The sequence below is a fragment of the Halanaerobium congolense genome (assembly GCF_004366375.1).
GTDB classification, from domain to species: Bacteria; Bacillota; Halanaerobiia; order Halanaerobiales; family Halanaerobiaceae; genus Halanaerobium; species Halanaerobium congolense.
In genome coordinates this window covers 45591-66149 of sequence record NZ_SOEF01000011.1, presented here as the reverse complement: position 1 = coordinate 66149, position 20559 = coordinate 45591, and the positions used below count along the sequence as shown (strand labels likewise).

At 32.5% G+C, this 20559-nt stretch carries 17 protein-coding genes and 1 tRNA gene; 16 read left to right on the top strand and 2 right to left on the bottom strand.

From position 1 onward, the window contains the following. The first annotated feature begins 2 nt into the window (after positions 1 to 2). The 8 genes from tsaD to C7954_RS05490 all read left to right on the top strand — a co-directional run bounded on the left by tsaD (position 3) and on the right by C7954_RS05490 (position 10594). Positions 3 to 1040 (top strand): tRNA (adenosine(37)-N6)-threonylcarbamoyltransferase complex transferase subunit TsaD, encoded by a 1038-nt coding sequence (gene tsaD, locus C7954_RS05525; RefSeq protein WP_223174539.1) that lies wholly within the window; start codon positions 3 to 5, stop codon positions 1038 to 1040. 10 nt (positions 1041 to 1050) lie between these two features. After that, complete coding sequence (locus tag C7954_RS05520) at positions 1051 to 2394, top strand: DUF512 domain-containing protein (RefSeq protein ID WP_073156870.1); 1344 nt, start codon at positions 1051 to 1053, stop codon at positions 2392 to 2394. A gap of 232 nt (positions 2395 to 2626) precedes the next feature. Continuing rightward, on the top strand, positions 2627 to 2920 hold the full coding sequence (locus tag C7954_RS05515) for a co-chaperone GroES (protein ID WP_073156874.1): 294 nt from the start codon (positions 2627 to 2629) through the stop codon (positions 2918 to 2920). Between the two features lie 116 nt (positions 2921 to 3036). Beyond that, positions 3037 to 4692, top strand: a complete 1656-nt coding sequence (gene groL, locus C7954_RS05510) for a chaperonin GroEL (protein WP_073156877.1) — start codon at positions 3037 to 3039, stop codon at positions 4690 to 4692. A 415-nt stretch (positions 4693 to 5107) separates the two neighbouring features. Beyond that, positions 5108 to 5917: a pyruvate, water dikinase regulatory protein gene (locus C7954_RS05505; protein ID WP_073156879.1), complete on the top strand. Its 810-nt coding sequence runs from the start codon at positions 5108 to 5110 to the stop codon at positions 5915 to 5917. A gap of 14 nt (positions 5918 to 5931) precedes the next feature. Then, on the top strand, positions 5932 to 8556 hold the full coding sequence (ppdK, locus tag C7954_RS05500) for a pyruvate, phosphate dikinase (protein ID WP_166635208.1): 2625 nt from the start codon (positions 5932 to 5934) through the stop codon (positions 8554 to 8556). Between the two features lie 173 nt (positions 8557 to 8729). Beyond that, the gene (gene guaA, locus C7954_RS05495) at positions 8730 to 10268 is read left to right on the top strand and encodes a glutamine-hydrolyzing GMP synthase (RefSeq protein ID WP_089655142.1); all 1539 of its coding nucleotides are present in this window, start codon (positions 8730 to 8732) and stop codon (positions 10266 to 10268) included. Positions 10269 to 10291: 23 nt separating this feature from the next. Further along, positions 10292 to 10594 carry a YerC/YecD family TrpR-related protein gene (locus C7954_RS05490; protein ID WP_073156887.1) on the top strand — a complete coding sequence of 101 codons (303 nt, stop codon included), beginning with the start codon at positions 10292 to 10294 and terminating at the stop codon, positions 10592 to 10594. Positions 10595 to 11167: 573 nt separating this feature from the next. On the opposite strand, the gene C7954_RS05485 is transcribed toward C7954_RS05490, so the two are convergent. Next, a complete protein-coding gene (locus C7954_RS05485; protein WP_089655143.1) occupies positions 11168 to 11527 on the bottom strand; it encodes a hypothetical protein in 360 nt (119 codons plus the stop codon). Positions 11528 to 11918: 391 nt separating this feature from the next. On the opposite strand from C7954_RS05485, the gene C7954_RS05480 reads away from it, so the two are divergent. The 5 genes from C7954_RS05480 (at position 11919) to C7954_RS05460 (ending at position 16985) form a co-directional block, all read left to right on the top strand. Further along, entirely contained in the window at positions 11919 to 13034 is a 1116-nt protein-coding gene (locus tag C7954_RS05480; protein ID WP_089655144.1) for a betaine/proline/choline family ABC transporter ATP-binding protein, read from the top strand. A 12-nt stretch (positions 13035 to 13046) separates the two neighbouring features. Then, positions 13047 to 13712 carry an ABC transporter permease gene (locus C7954_RS05475; RefSeq protein WP_089655145.1) on the top strand — a complete coding sequence of 222 codons (666 nt, stop codon included), beginning with the start codon at positions 13047 to 13049 and terminating at the stop codon, positions 13710 to 13712. Continuing rightward, positions 13713 to 14339, top strand: a complete 627-nt coding sequence (locus C7954_RS05470; RefSeq protein WP_089655146.1) for an ABC transporter permease — start codon at positions 13713 to 13715, stop codon at positions 14337 to 14339. Between the two features lie 57 nt (positions 14340 to 14396). Further along, positions 14397 to 15401: a glycine betaine ABC transporter substrate-binding protein gene (locus C7954_RS05465; protein WP_089655147.1), complete on the top strand. Its 1005-nt coding sequence runs from the start codon at positions 14397 to 14399 to the stop codon at positions 15399 to 15401. A gap of 180 nt (positions 15402 to 15581) precedes the next feature. Beyond that, positions 15582 to 16985 carry an NAD(P)/FAD-dependent oxidoreductase gene (locus tag C7954_RS05460; protein WP_089716063.1) on the top strand — a complete coding sequence of 468 codons (1404 nt, stop codon included), beginning with the start codon at positions 15582 to 15584 and terminating at the stop codon, positions 16983 to 16985. A gap of 92 nt (positions 16986 to 17077) precedes the next feature. Here the strand turns inward: C7954_RS05460 and C7954_RS05455 are convergent. Next, positions 17078 to 17154: transfer RNA gene (locus tag C7954_RS05455), tRNA-Pro, on the bottom strand. Between the two features lie 157 nt (positions 17155 to 17311). On the opposite strand from C7954_RS05455, the gene C7954_RS05450 reads away from it, so the two are divergent. The 3 genes from C7954_RS05450 (at position 17312) to C7954_RS05440 (ending at position 20558) form a co-directional block, all read left to right on the top strand. Continuing rightward, complete coding sequence (locus C7954_RS05450; protein WP_081374506.1) at positions 17312 to 17770, top strand: redoxin domain-containing protein; 459 nt, start codon at positions 17312 to 17314, stop codon at positions 17768 to 17770. A 242-nt stretch (positions 17771 to 18012) separates the two neighbouring features. Further along, positions 18013 to 18492 (top strand): DUF456 domain-containing protein, encoded by a 480-nt coding sequence (locus C7954_RS05445; RefSeq protein WP_073156894.1) that lies wholly within the window; start codon positions 18013 to 18015, stop codon positions 18490 to 18492. A gap of 86 nt (positions 18493 to 18578) precedes the next feature. Then, on the top strand, positions 18579 to 20558 hold the full coding sequence (locus C7954_RS05440; protein WP_134059019.1) for a UvrD-helicase domain-containing protein: 1980 nt from the start codon (positions 18579 to 18581) through the stop codon (positions 20556 to 20558). Position 20559 lies beyond the last annotated feature (1 nt).

Here is a 20559-nt window from a genome sequence, read left to right as displayed (position 1 = left end):
AATTGAAATTTGAAGATAAAATTAAAAATGAAACAGAGGATATTTATATATTAGCACTTGAGAGCTCCTGTGATGAAACGGCTGCTTCTGTGAACAAAAATGGACTTGAAGTTTTATCAAATGTTGTTTCTTCTCAGGTGGATCTTCACAAAAAATTTGGTGGAGTTGTTCCAGAAATTGCGTCTCGCAAACATCTGGAATTATTACTTCCTGTTATTGATCAAGCTTTAGAAGAAGCCGGGATTAGATTTGAAGATCTAGATGCAGTTGCATCAACCTATGGCCCAGGTTTAGTGGGAGGGCTTTTAGTAACTTTAACTGCAGCTAAAACAATTTCTTTTTCTTTAAATATTCCTTTGATTGGGGTTAACCATATTGCTGGTCATATTTATGCAAATTTCATTGAAAATCCAGATATTGAAAAACCTCTGATTTGTTTAACAATTTCAGGTGGACATACAGATTTATTATATTTTGAAAATTTAAGAGGCTACAAAATTCTTGGACGGACACTAGATGATGCAGCTGGTGAGGCCTTTGATAAGATTTCTCGCTTTCTGGAGCTGGGTTATCCTGGTGGTCCGGCTGTAGAAAAAGCAGCCCGTTCCGGGGATAAAACTGCTATTGATTTTCCCAGAGCTGATTTAGGAGATAGTTATAATTTTAGTTTTAGCGGCTTAAAAACTTCTGTAATGAATTATGTTAATAATGAAGAACAGCGGGGAAATGAGATTGACAAAAATGATTTATCTGCCAGCTTTCAAGAAGCTGTTGTTGATAGTTTAGCCTCAAATATAATTAAGGCTGTAAAAGAATATGATGTTAAGAGTGTTGTTCTATCAGGTGGGGTGGCGGCTAATCAGAGACTTAGAGAAGTAATATCAGAAAGAATAGAAAAATATAATTTAGATTTATATTATCCTAAATTGGAACTATGTACTGATAATGCAGCTATGATTGGAGTAGCTGCATATTATCAGTATCTTGAGCATGATTTTGCACCTCTGAGTATTAGTGCTGATCCTGCTTTGAAATTATAGGTGATAAATAATGAATAGTAAACGATCAAAGGAGGAAATACTTTTTAAAACAGTTAAAGAGAATAATATTCTTCCCATAACATCAATATGTAAGCTGAACTGTATTTTCTGCAGTCATAAAAATAATCCTTCAGAAATAGAAACTTACAGTTTTGGCCACTTAGAATTTGATTTAATTAAAAAAATGATTGAATTTTTAGATCCAGAGCAGCCAGTTTTTATTGGAGAATCTGCCAGTAAAATTATTGAGGGTGAGCCTTTTGTCCACCCTGATATTTATAAAATTTTAAATTATATAAGACAGCGCTGGCCCGAGATAGAAATTAAAATTACCAGCAGCGGCTCCTTTCTTCAGCCTGAAAAGGTAGATTTGTTAAAAAAATTAGAGCCTTTAGAATTAAATATATCTTTAAATGGTCCCGCTCCTGAGGAACGGGTTTTTTTAATGAATGATACACGGCCGGATAATGTTTTTAAATTAATACCTGAATTAAAAAAACAGAGGATAAAATTTGATTCAAGTATTGTGTCGATGCATCATTTAAAAGGCTGTAATTATTTAAAAAGGACTTTTGATTTTTTAGAAAAGTATCCTCCCCAGAGTTTGAGAGTTTTTTTTGCAGGGTTTAGTGGTTTTGCAGATGAAGATTTAATTATCGAAAAAAGTGAGTATTATAAATTAAATAATTTCATTAAGCAGCAACAAAAATATTATTCATTTCCAATTATTATTGAGCCTCAATTGATTTCATCCTTGGAGGCTGAAATTAATAATTTGATAACTAATTCAGCTGCACAAGCTGCTGGACTCAAAAGTGGTGACATTATTTCAAAAATAAACCAGATTGATGTAAAAAGTAGAGTAGATGCTTTTTATAAAATAAAAGCTGCAAAAAATCCTGAAATTGAATTTATTCGTAAGAATAAGAAACTTAAAACAAGAATGCTTAAAGAAGAAAATAAGGATTCTGGTTTAATTATGTCTTATGATTTAACATTAAATCAAATAAATAAATTAACTGCTTATGCAGAAGCAAGCAAAAAAGATAAGAACACTGCTGTTATAGCATCCATACCAGCATATAAATTCATAAAAAAAATGTTAAAGCCTTATTTAAATCAAGATTTTAACTTAACTATATTAAAGTCTAATAACTTGTTTTTTGGCGGATCAATTTTTGCTGCTGGTTTACTATGTAATAGTGATTTGATTCAAACACTAAGAACAGCAGATATAAAAGTTGATAGAATAATACTGCCAAAAATAATTTATGATTATTATGGAAATGATCTATTGGGTAATCATTATAGTGAGCTTGAAGATGAATTTGAAGCAGAAATTGTATTAATTTAAATTTTTAATTATTAACTCGAAGAATTTAAAAGATTTATCAGTCGTTAATTAGAGAATGAACTAATTAATCAACTCTAATAAACAATAATCGTCTTTAAAGACTTTTAAAGACGAATTAAAGGATTTGATTTTCGCTTCTGACTTAGATATTATATTTACAGTGCTTGTTAGCACTCACTTTGATTGAGTGCTAACATAAAAAAATATAATATTAGAAGGGGGTTATTTTTAAATGAGTATTAAACCACTAGATAACAGAGTTGTAGTACAGTATGTAAAAAAAGATGAAGGTGAAGAAAAAACAAAAGGAGGAATTGTTCTTCCTGACACAGCCAAAAAGGATGAGAAGCCACAGCAGGCAGAAATTGTTGCTGTAGGTAAAAACATTGCTCCAGAAGACGGAGAAGCAGAAATTGCTGTGGGAGATACAGTAATCTTTGACAAATATGCTGGAACCAAAGTAGAGATTGATTCTGAAGAATATATAATTTTATCAATTGATGATGTTTTAGCAGTAATTGAATAGATAATTGTAAATTAGCAGATGCTAATTTATTTTACTGTTAAATAGATTTGATTAGAAATTTTGTAATGTTTATTTAATAAAAAATAACTCAGTTTAAATATACAGGAGGGATTTAGATGCCAAAGCAATTAAAGTTCGGTGAAGATGCACGTCGTAAGTTAGAAACAGGAGTTTCACGTTTAGCAAATGCAGTAAAGGTAACACTGGGACCAAAGGGACGTAATGTATTATTAGAAAAGAGTTTTGGTTCACCTACTATCACTAATGATGGTGTTAGTATTGCAAAAGAAATTGAATTAAAAGATCGTTATGAAAATATGGGTGCTCAAGCAGTTAAAGAAGTAGCAACTAAGACTAATGATGTTGCAGGTGATGGTACAACAACTGCAACAGTATTAGCAGAAGCAATATTAAAAGAAGGATTTAAAAATGTAGCTGCTGGTGCAAATCCAATGTTGATTAAAAGAGGTATTCAAAAATCAGTTGAAACTTTAACAGCGGAAATTGCTTCAGTTTCAAAACCTGTAGAAGGAAAAGAAGCTGTTTCTCAAATTGCTTCGATTTCTGCCGGTAATGATGAAGAAATTGGTAATTTAATTGCAGAAGCTATGGAAAAAGTTGGTCAGGATGGAGTTATTTCAGTTGAAGAATCTAAGAGTATGGGAACATCTTTAGATGTGGTAGAAGGTATGCAGTTTGATCGTGGATATTTATCTCCATACATGGTAACAGATACTGATACAATGGAAGCTTCTTTAGAAGAGCCATATATCTTAATTACTGACAAGAAAATTTCCAGTATTCAGGATATTTTACCTCTCTTAGAGCAGGTTGCTCAGTCAGGTAAAAGTTTATTAATCATTTCTGAAGAGGTAGAAGGAGAAGCATTAGCTACTCTAGTAGTTAATAAGATTCGTGGAACATTTAACTGTGTAGCTGTAAAAGCACCTGGTTTTGGTGACCGCCGCAAAGCAATGTTAGAAGATATTGCAGTTTTAACTGGTGGTAAATTAATTACTGAAGATCTTGGCCTAAAGCTTGAAAATGCAAGTATTAATGACCTTGGTCAGGCACATAAAGTAACAATTACTAAAGATGATACAACTATCGTTGAAGGTAATGGAGATAAGGAAAAAATTCAGGATAGAATTTCTCAATTAAGAAAGCAAATTGAAAGCACAAGTTCTGATTTTGATAAAGAAAAACTACAAGAAAGACTTGCTAAACTAGCTGGAGGAGTTGCAGTAATTCAAGTTGGTGCAGCAACAGAAACTGAATTGAAAGAAAAACAGCATAGAATTGAGGATGCATTATCTGCTACTAGAGCTGCTGTAGAAGAAGGTCTAGTTGCAGGAGGAGGTACTACTTACCTCAAAGTAATGGCTGCTCTTGACAGCTTAAACTTAGAGGGAGATGAAGGTACTGGAGTTGATATTGTGCGTAAAGCCTTAGAAGCTCCAATTAAGCAGATTGCTAATAATGCAGGTCATGAAGGGTCTGTTGTTGTAGAAAGAGTTAAAGAAAAGGGTGAAGGAATTGGCTTTGATGCTCTTAAAGGTGAATATGTAGATATGATTAAAGCCGGTATTATTGATCCTGCTAAAGTAACTCGCTCTGCTCTTCAAAATGCAGCAAGTGCTGCTTCAATGCTCTTAACCACTGAATGTCTAGTTGCTGATAACAGCGATGATGATGACGATAATGGTGGCGGAATGCCTGGTGGTATGCCCGGAGGAATGGGTGGTATGGGTGGAATGGGCGGTATGATGTAAGCCCGAAACACCATTTTAAGTAAATAAATTATCAAGGTGTATGGCTCTTTTAAAAAGTCATACACCTTTTTATATTTTAATTTAATTTAAATATAAATTATAAATTGAGATTTTCTTCTTTTAAAAAAGGATTTTTTTGATTAATAGAGAATAAATATTATAAGAGAAAATATATATTAATATGAAGGATTAAATTAAAGTTTTATCTTTATATTAACCACAGTATTTAATATTCTTTAAAAAGGCTAATTTATTTTTATATAAATTAATACGACTTTAATAATACGACTTTAATTTAAAAATTCATAATTTTTTGCGAAAAGTAAATACTTTTTTTGCAAAAAATAGAAAATAATACAGGTGGTGATAGATAAATATTTTTTTAAATAAAAAAGTGTGTAGGGTAGGTGATTAGATGAAAAAGAGTTTTGTGATATATGTATTATCAGATTCAGTAGGTGATACGGCTGAGCAGGTTGCTCGAGCTACAGCAGAACAGTATAAGAATACAGATTATGAAATCAAAAAATATCCCTATGTTGAGAGTGTAGTTAAAATTGATAATATTATTGATAATGTAGATGTTAAAAATTCAATTTTTGTTTACACAATAGTTAATCAGGAAATTTCTGAATATCTTAAAAAAGTTTGTGATCAAAAAAATATAACATATATTGATATCATGGCTCCCAGTTTAGACAAATTTAGTAGTTTTTTAAACCAGGAACCATTAAGAGAATCTGGAGTTATTCGCAAATTAGACGAAAATTATTTTAAAAGAGTTGAAGCTGTAGAATTTGCAGTAAAATATGATGATGGTAAAGACCCCAGGGGGATATTAAAGGCTGATATAGTATTGATTGGAGTTTCTCGTTCTTCTAAAACTCCTTTGAGTATGTATTTAGCCCACAAAAATTACAAAGTAGTTAATATTCCAATTGTGACAGGTTCTAAAGTTCCTGATCAATTATTTGAAGTACCAAGAAAAAAAATAATTGGTTTGATGATTGATCCATCTGATCTAATAGAAATTAGACGTGAACGAATTAAAGTTTTGGGACTTGATAATAGTGTAGATTATGTGTCAATTGAAAAGATTTATGAGGAATTGGAATATGCTCAAAAAATAATGAAGAAACTTGGCTGTCCAGTAATTGATATGACTAAAAAAGCTGTTGAAGAAGCAGCAAATTTAGTCATTGATATCATAAATGATCTTAACTAACAAAAGGAGGGGTTTTGTTGAAGAAATATGTTTATGCTTTTGAAGAAGGAAAAAAAGAAATGAAGTCATTGTTGGGTGGTAAAGGTGCCAATCTTGCGGAGATGAGTAAAATCGGATTACCGGTACCTCCAGGATTTACAATCACTACAGAAGCCTGTATTCACTATATTGAAATTGGTGAAAAATTAGAAGATAGTTTAAAAGAAAGTATTTTTGAACATTTATCAGATTTAGAAGATGCAATAGGTAAAGATTTTGGTGATGTAAATGATCCTCTCTTAGTATCCGTAAGATCTGGAGCAGTAATTTCTATGCCCGGTATGATGGATACAATTTTGAATTTAGGTCTGAATGATAAGAGTGTAGAAGGACTAGCTAAAAAGACTTCCAATCCTCGTTTTGCCTATGACAGTTATAGACGATTGATTCAAATGTTTGGTAATGTTGTTCTTGGAATTCCAGGTTATGAATTTGATAACTATCTAGAAAGAAAAAAAGAGAAAAAGAATTATGATAATGATACTGATCTTACAGTTGATGATTTAAAAGATATCATTAAGGACTTTAAAGCTTTAATTAAAAATAGAAAAGACATAGAATTTCCACAAAAGCCAGAGGAACAATTATTAATGGCTATCAAAGCCGTATTCAGTTCCTGGAATAATAATCGAGCTATTTCTTATAGAAATCACAATGATATTCCACATGATTTGGGTACAGCAGTAAATGTTCAGACTATGGTTTTTGGTAATATAGGTGATAATTCTGGTACAGGTGTTGCTTTTACTCGTAACCCTGCTACTGGAGAAAATAAAGTGTTTGGTGAGTTCCTATTAAATGCTCAAGGCGAAGATGTAGTAGCTGGTATTAGAACTCCTAAAAATATTAGTGAATTAAAGGACTTAATGCCTGAAGTTTATGAGGAGTTTATGGAAGTTACAGAAACACTGGAACAGCATTATAAGGATATGCAGGATATTGAATTTACAATTCAAGAAGGAGACTTATTCCTTCTGCAGACAAGAACTGGTAAAAGAACTGCAGATGCAGCAATTAATATTGCTGTAGATATGGAAGAAGAGGGTTTGATCGACAAAGAAACTGCAATTATGAGGATTGACCCTGAAGATATTAGTCAGCTTCTACATCCTAATTTTAAAGAAGATGAGTTAGAAAAAGCTGATTTATTGGCAACTGGTCTAGCAGCTTCTCCTGGTGCTGCAATTGGTAAGATTTACTTTAATTCAGAAGATGCGGCTGAAGCTGCTGCTGATGGTGAAGATGTAATCCTAGTACGTAAAGAAACCTCACCTGAAGATATTGAAGGTATGGTTAAATCTAATGGTATTTTGACTTCTCGTGGTGGTATGACTTCACATGCAGCTGTAGTTGCTAGAGGTATGGGTAAATGTTGTGTTGCCGGTGCTGGTGATATCCAAGTTGATGAAAGTACAAGACAGTTTTTTGTAGATGACCGAGTATTTAATGAAGGTGATTATATTTCTCTTAATGGTAGTACTGGAGAAGTTTATGCCGGAATTGTAGAAACAACCGATGCTCATTTAACAGATAATTTTAAAATGTTAATGGAATGGTCAGATGAGTATCGTGATATGGGTGTTTATACTAATGCAGATACTCCAAATGACGCTCAGGTAGCAGTAGATTTTGGAGCGGAAGGTATAGGTCTCTGCCGGACAGAGCATATGTTCTTTGATAGTGAAAGAATCATGTCAGTACGTGAAATGATTGTTGCTGATAGCAAGAAAAAACGTAAAAAAGCTCTGGATAAATTATTTCCTTATCAAAAAGAAGACTTTAAAGGCATCTTTAAAGTTATGCAGGATATGAATGTAACTGTAAGATTATTAGATCCGCCATTACATGAATTTTTACCTCAAAATGAGAGAGATATTAAAAATCTAGCTGGAGAATTATCAATCTCTGTTGAGGAATTAAGACGTACAATTAGCGATTTAGAAGAAATGAACCCAATGTTAGGCCATCGCGGTTGTCGTTTAGGTATTAGCTATCCTGAAATTTATGAAATGCAGGTTAAAGCAATAATTTCCGCAGCTATTGAAGTGAAAGAAGAGGATGGTTATGATGTTAAAGCAGATATTATGATTCCTCTTGTTGGAACTGATAAAGAACTTGAAATTATAAGAGAAAAATCAGAAAAAGTAGCTGCAGGGTTATTAGACAATACTGATACAGAAATTCATTATACTATTGGTACTATGATTGAGATTCCGAGAGCTGCACTTTTAGCTGACAGAATTGCTAAATTTGCTGACTTCTTCTCTTTTGGTACTAATGATTTAACTCAAATGACATATGGATTTTCACGTGATGATGCTGGTAAATTTATTAGTGAATATCTGGACCAGGAAATATTTGCTAAAGATCCTTTCCAGGTTCTGGATCAAGATGGTGTAGGAAAACTAATTGAAAATACCGTTAAGTTGGGAAGAGAAGAAAAACCAGAATTGAAGATTGGTATTTGTGGAGAACATGGTGGAGAACCTTCATCAATTGAATTCTGTCATAAAAACAATCTAAATTATGTTTCCTGTTCACCTTATAGAGTTCCAATTGCTCGTCTAGCAGCAGCACAGTCTGCAATCAAACACAGTTAAAAAATAAATTTTTAATCGAACTGTTAAATTATTTAACTCCCTTCTATTTATTTTAAGCTAATAGAAGGGAGTTTTACTGTTTGAGGAAGATTAATCTTATTGCTTTTATTATGCTTGACAACTGCAGTCTTTAACCTGTATACTTTAGTAAATAAAAGTGGAAGGGGAATTTGATGGATTACGAAAAAATACTTATTCTTGATTTTGGAGGTCAATATAGTCAGCTGATTGCCAGAAGGGTAAGAGAATTTAATGTTTATTCTGTAATTAGAGGACATGATATTGAGTTAGAAGAAATTAAAAAAATTGATCCAGCAGCCATAATTTTTTCTGGAGGACCAGATAGTGTAACAGCATCCAAAGCACCTGGTGTTGATCAGGGTGTTTTTGAATTAGGAATTCCTATTTTAGGTATTTGTTATGGAATGCAATTAATGGCACAATTATTAGAAGCAGGTCAGGTTGAAAAAGCAGAGCACGGAGAATATGGAAAAGCTAATTTAGAGTTGTTTACACAAAAAAAATTATTTAAAGAAATAGATAATTATTCACAAGTTTGGATGAGTCATGGTGATCATGTAAAAAAAGTGCCAGCAGGCTTTGAGATAATTGCTAAAACAGAACTAACTGAGGCAGCTGCTATGGCAGATTTTGAACGTGATTTTTATGGAGTTCAGTTTCATCCAGAGGTAAATCACACTATCCATGGTAAAACAATACTGCATAACTTTTTATTTAGGATTGTTAAAGTTAAGGCTAATTGGAATATGTCAGATTATATCAATGAAGAAGTTGAGAGAATTAGAAGTCAAGTTGGTACCGGAAAAGTTATTTGTGGGCTTTCTGGGGGAGTAGATTCTGCTGTGGCTTCAGCTATAGTACATAAAGCTATTGGTGATCAGTTGACCTGTATTTTTGTTGATCACGGTCTTTTGCGTAAAGGAGAAGCTGAACAAGTAAAAAGAACCTTTGGGGAAGAATTTAATATTCCTTTAATCTATGTTGATGCCAAAAAAAGATTTTTAGATAGATTAGCTGGAGTAAAAGACCCAGAAGAAAAAAGAAAAATAATTGGTGATGAGTTTATTCAGGTTTTTGATGAAGAAGCTGAAACTTTGTCAGATGTTCGCTACTTAGTTCAAGGAACTATTTACTCTGATGTTATAGAAAGTGGAGGAACTGATAAAGCAGCAACAATAAAAAGTCATCATAATGTTGGAGGTTTACCAGAAGAGATGAATCTTGAACTTGTTGAACCTCTTCACTTTCTATTTAAAGATGAGGTAAGGAAAATAGGTGAAGTTTTAGGTTTACCAGAAGAGATTGTTTGGAGACAGCCATTTCCTGGACCTGGTTTAGCAATTAGGATTATTGGAGATGTTGACTGGGACAAACTAGAAACTTTAAGAAATGCAGATGCAATTGTTCAAGAAGAAATAAGAGATGCTGGTCTTTATAGAGATATCTGGCAGTCTTTTGCGGTTCTACCTGATTTAAGAAGCGTAGGAGTTATGGGTGATGAAAGAACTTATGGTTATCCTATTATTTTAAGAGCAGTAAATAGTGATGATGCTATGACTGCTGATTGGGCAAGACTTCCATATGAGCTTATGCAGTCTATTTCTAATAGAATTGTTAACCAGGTTGAAGAAGTTAATAGGGTTGTGTATGATATAACATCAAAACCTCCTGGAACAATAGAATGGGAGTAATTTTTAGAAAAGAGGTGTAAACTTTGGCCCGAACTATAAAAGACAAATTTACTGAACAGCTATTTGAGGCTATTTTGTTACTGGAAAGTAAAGAGGAATGTTATAATTTTTTTCAGGATATAGCTACTATTGGAGAAATTAAGGCCTTAGGGCAGCGGCTTGAGGTAGCTAAAATGCTTAAAGAAGGCTATACATATGATCATATTGTAGATGAGACTGGTGTTAGTACAGCGACTATCAGCCGTGTTAAACGTTCATTAGAATATGGTGAAGATGGCTATAATTTAATTTTGGCTCGTTTAGAAGAAAACAAAACAGCAGATTAAATATTAAAAATTAACTTATTTAAATTGCGCACAGATTTGCAATTTTGAAACTTTTCTGATAATATGTTATGCTTTATTCAATCGAGTAAGCTATTAAAAATATAAATAATCTATAGATTAGAAAGTGTCTACTTATTAAAAGGAGTTCATATCAGCTTCATGGGATCATACTTTTAAAGTAGTCATGTATTTACATGCTACAAGGAGACGCTAAATCTACCCTAGATATCTTTAAATATTATTATATCAGGGACTAAATCCAAACTTAATAGAAACAATTAAATTTATTTTTAAATGGTGATAAATTTTTAATGTCACTAACTATATTATACGAGACATCCTATGTAAAGTTAAAAAATTCCATGAAAGAAAATGGGATTGGTTTTTAAGTTAAGAATTTTCAGTGATTAGATATTAGCTTTTTTAAAATTTGCTAGAAATTTAAATTAACCAGTTTTATCAAGTACTTCATAATCAATGTTTTCTGGTAGTACTTGTAGGAAACAGGATTTTTAATTTTGCTATTTTTGGTTTTACCTACCTGTTTGAATGCAAGCATATAAAAAGCATGGTTTAATTGGAAATAAATAATGCAGCCAGTTTAAAATTAATACCAGGCATAGTAGTTAGCTGATACTGACTTTTCTCAACTGCCTTTTTAAGTTGCTTATTTATTTTCTCAAGAGATTTTGCAAGTAATCTCAGGTGTTCAATTGTGCTCTTGATGATAGTATTTCTGGCTTCAGCGTCAATTTCATCAGATTTATCAGGAGTTTTGAAAGAACTAATATCCTGAATAAAACTTTCAAAACTGGCTGGATTATTGGGGGTTTGAGTTAATACTATTTTCTGATGAAAACAGTTTAAGACATAGGCGGTATGCTGGTTTTTGTGAGTATCAACATCGACAAATACGTAGTTTTGATGTTCCACAGTGATCAGCTACTTAATTAGATTTATTTAAATTATCATCAGGGCGTGCCCTATTTGGATTAGCGTTGATTCGCAGCGTCCTATTTAACGTCTCTGATGATAAAATAGGTGGATGGCAGTTTCGTATAAAGCGTTACTCTAGTAAGATAGAGCCGCAAGGAGGATACTAGCCTAATCCACCTATTATGAACAAATTTATAAAACAAAAGAAAATGGGACGGAGTACACAAATGTTAGAGCGTTACTCTTTTAAAAGAGCCGCAATATACTCCATCCCAGGTAAATTATATCAAAAGACAAAATGAAGTACAAATTATTTAGTTTGATTAATTTCTAAAATTTAGAATAATACAATAGGAGACGCTTTTTTCTTTTTAAGGAGGGATGTTAATTGATTAAATTAGAAAATTTATCAAAAACATATTTTACTGCTGAAGAAGAGGCAGTTTCTGATTTAAATTTAGAAGTTAAAGAAGGCGAAATCTGCGTTTTTGTAGGCCCTTCTGGCTGTGGTAAGACAACTACTCTTAAAATGATCAATAGATTAATTGAACCAACTTCCGGGAAAATTTATATTAATCAAAAAGATGCTATTTCATTGGAGAAAAGTGAATTGCGTAGAGAGATTGGTTATGTAATTCAGGAAATTGGTCTTTTTCCGCATTTAACAGTTAAAGAAAATGTAGCCACTGTTCCAAAATTATTAAAATGGGATCCTGAAAGAATTGACAAGAGGGTAAAAGAATTACTAAAAACTATTGGACTGGATCCTGATAACCATCTGGATAAATATCCTAATGAGCTTTCAGGGGGTCAGCAGCAGAGAGTGGGGGTGGCCAGAGCAATGGCAGCAGATCCTCCAATTATGTTAATGGATGAGCCTTTTGGGGCTGTTGATCCTATTACTAGAGCTGATCTCCAGAATGAATTTCTTAGACTGCAGAAAAAGATTAATAAGACTATCTGTTTTGTTACTCATGATATTGATGAAGCAATTAAAATGGGGGACAAAATTGCCATAATGAATCAGGGGAAATTAGTTCAATATGATACTCCAAAAAATATTTTATTTAACCCCAAAAATGAATTTGTTGAAGATTTTATTGGTTCAGATAGAGGATTAAAAGTCTTAAATCTTTTAAAGGCTAAAAAAGTAATGGAAAAAGAATTTTATAAAGCAGATAGATCTGAAAGTTATGAACAGGTAATAAAAAAACTGGAAGAATCAAAACAGAAGTATATTCTTGTAACTGCAGATAAAAGAAAATTAATGGGTTATGTTAATTTAAAAAGACTCAAAGAAAATGAGGAGTCTGACTGGGAAAAACATATAAAAATGACTCCTGTGATAGAAGAGGATGCCTCTTTAAAAGACGTCTTAAATAAAATGATAGAAAATGATGTAACTTTAATTCCTATAGTTGACAGTGATAATAATCTGAAAGCAACAATTACAATGGAGATTATTCAAAATTATATTAGTGATGAATATAATCAGGAAGAATAAAGGGGGATTAAGATGGCTGTAATTGAATATTTTTTTGAAAATTCGGATAAAATTTTAGAATATACATTAGCACATCTTTATTTGATTTCAATTTCAATTATACTTTCCTTAATTCTCTGGGTAAGTGTAGGAATTATAATTAGAAACAGGGAAAAAACCGCAAAATCATTACTGGGGTTTGGCAGCCTGATTATGTCTGTCCCCAGTGTCTCACTTTATGGTATATTAATGACATTACCGGCTTTTGGTCTTAATATGAGAAGTGCAATTTTTGCACTGGTTTTATATTCAATGATTCCAATTGTTAGAAATGTTTATACTTCTTTAAACGAAGTAGACCCAGCCATTTTGGAATCGGCTAAAGGAATGGGGATGACAGAAAAACAGATTCTGTGGAAGGTGCAGCTGCCGATGGCGATGCCGGTCATTATAGCTGGAATAAGGGTTGCGCTTGTAATGATGGTTGGAATTGCTACTCTGGCAGTTTTTATAGGTGAGCGTAACTTAGGCCAGCTAATTTATCAGGGAATTGTTAGAACTAAAACAGAAATGATTGTTACCGGCGCTATTTTAATTTCACTAATATCAATTATTGTTGATATTATGATGGAGATTTTAAAAAGGATTTTAGTCTCACCTGGTTTATTAAAAGAGGATTCAGCCGGGGAGGGAAAATAAATGTGGAATGAGATCTGGCAAATTTTTATTGATGAAGGTATTTATTTAATGATTGAACATTTACAATTAGTTGGAATTGCTGTTTCAGCTGCAATTATAATTGCACTTCCTGCAGGTATTCTTTTAAGTAGAGATCTTATGAGAGATTATTCAGGTAAAATCATTGCAGTTTTTAATGTAGCTCAGGGCTTACCAAGTCTGGCTATAATTGCTCTTTTTCTCCCACTTTTGGGTATCGGTTTTTTTCCAGCTGTGACTGCACTTACTATTTATGCACTTTTACCAATTGTACGGAATACTATAGCTGGTATAAATAATGTAGAAGATGAGATAATAGAGGCGGCTCGGGGAATGGGAATGACTCCTTTTCAGGTTTTATATAAAATTGAATTACCTCTTGCTCTACCAATAATTATTGCAGGTATCCAAACTGCAGCTGTTATCAGTGTAGGTACAGCAGTTATTTCCAACTTGATTGGCGCAGGAGGTTTAGGTCAGCTTATTTTTACTGGTCTTGTCAGATTTGATACACAAAAAATTTTACTGGGTTCTATTTTATCTGCAATAATCGCCATAATAATTGATCGTTTATTTGATCTGATAGAAAAAATGCTGCAGAATAATTAATTAGAAATATTCAAACTGGAGTAATCTAAATTTAAAAAATTTAGGAAGGGTGAAAATATGTTAAAAAAGAAAAAAGTTTTATTTTATTTAATGATTCTTTCACTGGTCTTTGCTTTAGTTTTAACTGGCTGTGGACAGGATGGAGCTCAGAATCAGGCTCAAGAGACGTCTCAGAATACAGAAACAGCTGCTGAAATGGAAAGCTCGGCAGAACCAGAAGGTATTAGACTGGCAACAACTATAGATTTTTATGAGAGAAAGGATGGTCTTAGTGGTTTAGAGGAGGCATATGGGTTTGAATTTAATGATGATAATGTAAATACAATGCAGGTAGGACTTGGTTATGAAGCCCTGGACTCCAATAAGGTTGATGTAGCAATTGGTTTTGCAACTGATGGAAGAATTGCTTCTATGGATCTTAGAATTCTAGAAGATGACGAAGGATTTTTTCCAGTATATAATCCGGCACCAACTATCAGACAGGAAATTTTAGCGAGTTACCCAGAGCTTGAAAGTTTAATCAATGAGCTGCCACCTCTGCTTGATCAAGAAACCCAGATTGATTTAAATAAAAGAGTAGCTGTTGAAGAAGAATCCCCTGGAAAAGTTGCTGAAGATTTTCTAAAAGCAAATAATCTTTTAGCTGAAAATGTTGAAGAAAAAGATGGACCGACAATCGCAGTTGCTTCAAAACCCTGGACAGAACAGCTGATATTAGGAAATATGACTATAATGCTGCTTGAAAGTCATGGTTATCCAGTAGATGATAGAACAAGTCTTGGGGAAACTGCAGTTTTAAGACCTGCTATTGAATCAGGAGAAGTTGATATGTACTGGGAGTATACTGGAACAACTCTAATGACAACCATGGGATATGAAGAAGAAATTATAGAATCTGAAGAGGCTTATCAGACAGTAAAAGAATGGGATCAAGAAAATAATAATATTATCTGGCTGGATTATGCAGAAGCCAATAATACTTTTTGTCTGCTGATGAAGGAAGATAAGGCAGAAGAAATGAGTATTGAAAAAATAAGTGATTTAGAAGAACACATTAAATAAATTATTATATATGTATAACATGTATATTTTTGTAAACCGGTCTATAGGGCCGGTTTTTATTTGTGAAAGAAAAAAATAAATTAAAAGCAGGAATTTAGATATTTGTCTAGAAATTATAATATTGGTTTGTCTAAAGAAATTAATTAGACTTTATTTAAAAACCTGGAGGTTAAAAAATTAATGAGTAAAAAAAATTATGATGTTATTATTGTTGGAGCTGGACCAACTGGAATATTTACTGCGGTAGAATTTGTTAAAAAGGAAGCAGATTTAGATATTCTAATTATAGAAAAAGGAACTAATTTAAAAAAAAGGGTTTGTCCAATGAAAGAGAACCCTGGTATGGGCTGTGTCAACTGTCCCAGTTGTGCAATAGTTTCAGGTTGGGGTGGAGCTGGAGCCTATAGTGATGGTAAGCTTTCACTTTCTCCTGATATTGGAGGGAATCTGGAAAATTATATAGGAAGACAGGAACTGATTGATAATATTTCCTATGCAGATGATATTTATATGGAATTTGGTGCACCTGACCGTGTTTTTGGAGTTGCTGAGGATCAGCAGGATGAAATTAGAAAAAAAGCTGTAAGAGCTGAATTGAAATTTATCCCTGCCAGTTTAAGACATTTAGGAACCGGCTACAGTCAGGTGGTTCTGCAGAATATGCAGGATTATTTGGAAGAAAATGGGGTAGAAATTAGATTTGGGATTAATGTTAAGCAGTTTATAGTTGAAGATGATAAAATTAAAGCTGTTAAGACTGCTGACGGAGATGAAATTACAGCGGATTTTGTAATGACTGCAGCCGGAAGAGAGAATGCAGAATGGTTAACCAATCAGGCAAAAAAATTAGATATTCAGACTGCAATTAATCCAGTAGACATCGGAGTTAGGGTCGAATGTCCGGCTGCAATAACGGAATATATGACTGATAATTTATACGAATCAAAATTGATTTATCATACTCCCACCTTTGAGGACAAGGTAAGAACTTTTTGTATGTCACCATATGGTGAGGTAGTAAGTGAGAATAATCAGGGCTTAATTACTGTTAATGGACACAGCCACTCTGATATTAAAACTCATAATACTAATTTTGCTCTGTTGGTTAGTAAGACTTTTACTGAACCTTTTCACGAGCCGATTAAATATGGTAAAGACATTGCCAAACTTGCTAATATGCTGGCTGGAGGGGTTTTAGTTCAACGACTGGGTGATTTGCTTGAAGGTAGAAGAACTACCGAAGAGAGGTTGGCTAGATCGGTTACAGAGCCAACACTTAAAGATGCAACTCCAGGAGACCTATCACTGGTACTGCCGCACAGACATCTGACAGGGATTATCGAGATGTTAAAGGCTCTGGATAAAATAACTCCAGGAATTTATGGAAGAGATACACTGCTTTATGGAGTAGAGGTTAAATTTTATTCTTCACGCTTAAATGTTAATGACAAGCTGGAAAGTAAAGTAGAAAATCTATTCTTTGGTGGAGATGGGGCTGGAATAACAAGGGGTCTGATGCAGGCTTCTGTTTCTGGAATTGTAATAGCTCGCTCAATTATGAAAAAGTTAGAAAAAAATATCTAAAATATAAAATATAATTAAAAAAGCAGTAAGCTCAGTCTCTGAAGATTGAGTTTGCTGCTTTTTTGTTTGCAAATTATTGGTTTTTAAAATAATGGTCTGGCTGCGGGGATTTGAACCCCGGACCTCTTCGTCCCGAACGAAGCGCGCTACCAAGCTGCGCCACAGCCAGCGGATATTATAAAATATTATATCATAATTTATTATAAAAAAAAAGAAAATAATTATCGATTTTGTTAAATTTTAACTTGATATTTATTTTCAATTTATATATAATTAATACAAGTTAATAACTCAGGTTTAAATATAATTAATAGGGGGTATATTTAATGAAGATTGAAGTAGGAGCTAAGATTCCAGAAATAAATTTAAGAGATCACAATGATGAAGAAATTACATTAGACAAATTTGAAGGAAAGAATGTTCTTTTGTCATTTCATCCTTTAGCTTGGACAAGTGTATGTCGTAATCAGATGCAGGCACTAGAAGATAATTATAAAGAATTCGAAAAAAATAATACAGTTCCAATTGGAATTAGTGTTGATCCTGTTCCATCTAAGAGAGCTTGGGCTGAAAATATAGGTTTAAAAAATTTAAAATTAGCATCTGACTTTTGGCCTCACGGAGAATTCGCTTCTAAATTAGGTATTTTTATTGAAGAAAAAGGAATATCTGGTCGAGTAAATATTTTAGTCAATGATCAGGGAAAAGTTCTTTGGATTAAAGAATATGATATTCCTGAACTACCTGATATAAATGAAGTATTAACTGCTGTAAAAAATAATTAATTTCTACTAAAAATAAAATTCAAGATTCCTGTTATTCAAAGTAAAATAGAGAAAAAGTTAATAATTGATTTATTCTAAAACTAATTTTAAGAGTAAGTGAACTCCCTGTTTATTATAATAAACAGGGTTTTTTGCTTGCTCTTTGTTATTTATGTTATAATTAATTTCAGGCTTAAAGAAAAATTAAATATTGTTTGGATATCAAAAAACTAATTATATTATTTTCAAAGGATGTGAAAAGCTTGGATATATTTTTAATAATTATGGTAGTAATTTTATTTGTAATTGAAATCGCTGCAATATTTTTACCAGTACTGCCAGATTCTATTTTTTTCTGGTCTGCTATCATTTTATATAAAATAATTAAAAATGGTATTAATTATTCTCCATATTTTTGGACTGGAGCGATTTTGATAACTGTACTCATCTTTTTTGCTGATTACTTAGCAAATGCTTATTTTATTAAAAAACGTGGTGGCAATAATAAAACTATATTTGCAGCTGTCATTGGTATGATATTTGGAACAATATTTTTAGGACCATTAGGATTTATAATTGCACCTTTTATTTTAATTTTTGTCACAGAATACTGGCAGAGTAGAAATAAAAAAGATTCATTTAGACTTGCAGTGGGCAGCATATTAGCATTTTTAACTAGTACAGCAGTTAGATTAGCTATGCAGATCTTTTTAATGGTATGGTTCTTTATAGAAATCTACTAAGAAGTGTATTAAAATATCTTTTAATTATATTAAACCTGCGAATAGATTAAACATCAAGCTTAGCACAAAAGCAAAGGAGGCTGACAGTGTACAAAATATATAGTGGAAGTACAGGAAGTGGTAAAAGTTTTAAATTAAAAAAAGAATATCAGAAGCTGGCTTCTAAAATTGGAAGTGAAGAAATACTATTATTTTTGAATTCAGCTCGTTCTGTCAGCCAATTCAGAGAAGAAATAAACTTAGAAATGGTTGGTAACTTAAATGTTTATACTTATTTTGGCTTTGTAAATCAGCAGTTAAATAAGAACTGGCCAGCAGTAGAGAGAAGATATAGTGGAGAAAATGAGATTATTGAACCTACTTTTATGAACATAGAAACTTCCCATTTTTTGATGAGCAACTATGTAGCCAAATATAGAGAGGAAAAAGCTTATTTTAGAAATATAAAAGCAAGGCCGGTCCAGATTGCAGTACAGCTAATAGATAATTTGAATTTAGCAGCTTTTAACATGCTTAATTTCGAAGAACTTAGGCAGAGACTAATAAGCTGGACTCAAAATGATGAAGAACGAAGAGAATATGCTGAGCAGTCAATTAGAATAATGAAAACATTTAGGAAATTTTCTCTAAATTATAGGCTTTTTGATTATTCAGCTGCAGTGACTTTATTTAATCAGTATCTCTTATCTGACTCAGAATATCTTAATAATTTAAATAATAGTTATAGTTATCTTTTAGTGGATGATTTAGAAAAACTTGTTCCTGCCGGTCAAAGTTTAATTAAAACTTTAACAGAAAATAGATTGAAAGGAATTTTTACTTTTAATGAAAGTGGTGGTTTTAATAGATTCTTTGGGGGTAATCCAGCTGCAGCTAAAAAAAAGTTTTTTAATTCAGAGGCAGCGATAATTCAGTTAAAAGCAAACTATACATCTTCAAGTGCCAGCGTTGAATTAGCAGAGCAAATAAAGGAGGTTGTCCAGGAAAGAGAAAAAAATACACTAAAATCAAAACTTTTGTTAGCGGAAATAGATAGTGAATTAAGAGGAGAAATGCTAATTAAAGTAGCTAAGGAAATTATTACTTTACTTAAAAAAGGTACAAAAGCTGATCAAATAGCAGTGATTTCTCCTAATATTGATAAGGTGTTAAGTTTTAGTTTAGAACAAATTCTAGAAAAAAATGGATATCAGTTAAGCAATTTTAATCGATCTAAAAGATTAATTGATATTCCTTTCGCCAGAGCACTTTTAATTTTATATTTATTTTATTGTGGTAAGACAAATATTGTTGGCATTTCATCACTGCAGCAGGCTTTAAGTCTTCTTTTAGAACTTGATCCTTTAAGATCATATATCTTAGCGGAAGAAATCGCTGCTTCTGGAATGAATTTAATTGATCTTGATCAATCAAACTTACGAGGAAAAATTAATTTTCATTCTGCAGAAAAATATGATTATTTAAGAGATTGGCTCCAGGACAAAAAAGAAAATAAATTAGAAATAGAAGATTTTTTTCAACTAGTTTTTAGTGAACTGTTAGCTCCTTTAAATCCTTCTGAGGAAGATGTTTTTGCCTGCAGACAAATGATTGAATCAGTAGCACGTTTTCATCAGACAGTCGAAAATTTTCATCAGGAAAAAGATGATTTGAGTGAGCGTTACATTAATATGATTTATGAGGGGACTCTTGCTGCTGAAACTCTTTTTAAGGGTCAGGAAAAAGACAAAGGAGTGATTCTTGCTTCTCCCTATAGATTTTTATTTTCACCTGAATTAAAAGGAGTAGATTATTTATTTTTGCTTGATATTTCAAGTAATGAATGGATGCAGAGTATTGCCAAGGAACTAGTTAATCCTTATATTTATACGGATCAGTGGAAAAAACAGGCAGCCTGGGATGATAAAATTGATCAGCAAATCAGATTAAATCAACTTAGTGACTTTTTGATTAGTTTGATTTATAAAGTAAAAAAAGGTATTTATGTAGCAGATAGTTTTTTGAACAGCAGTGGTAGAGAGCAAGAAGGACCACTTTATCGCTGGTTTGATGTGAGAGGAGAGTAAT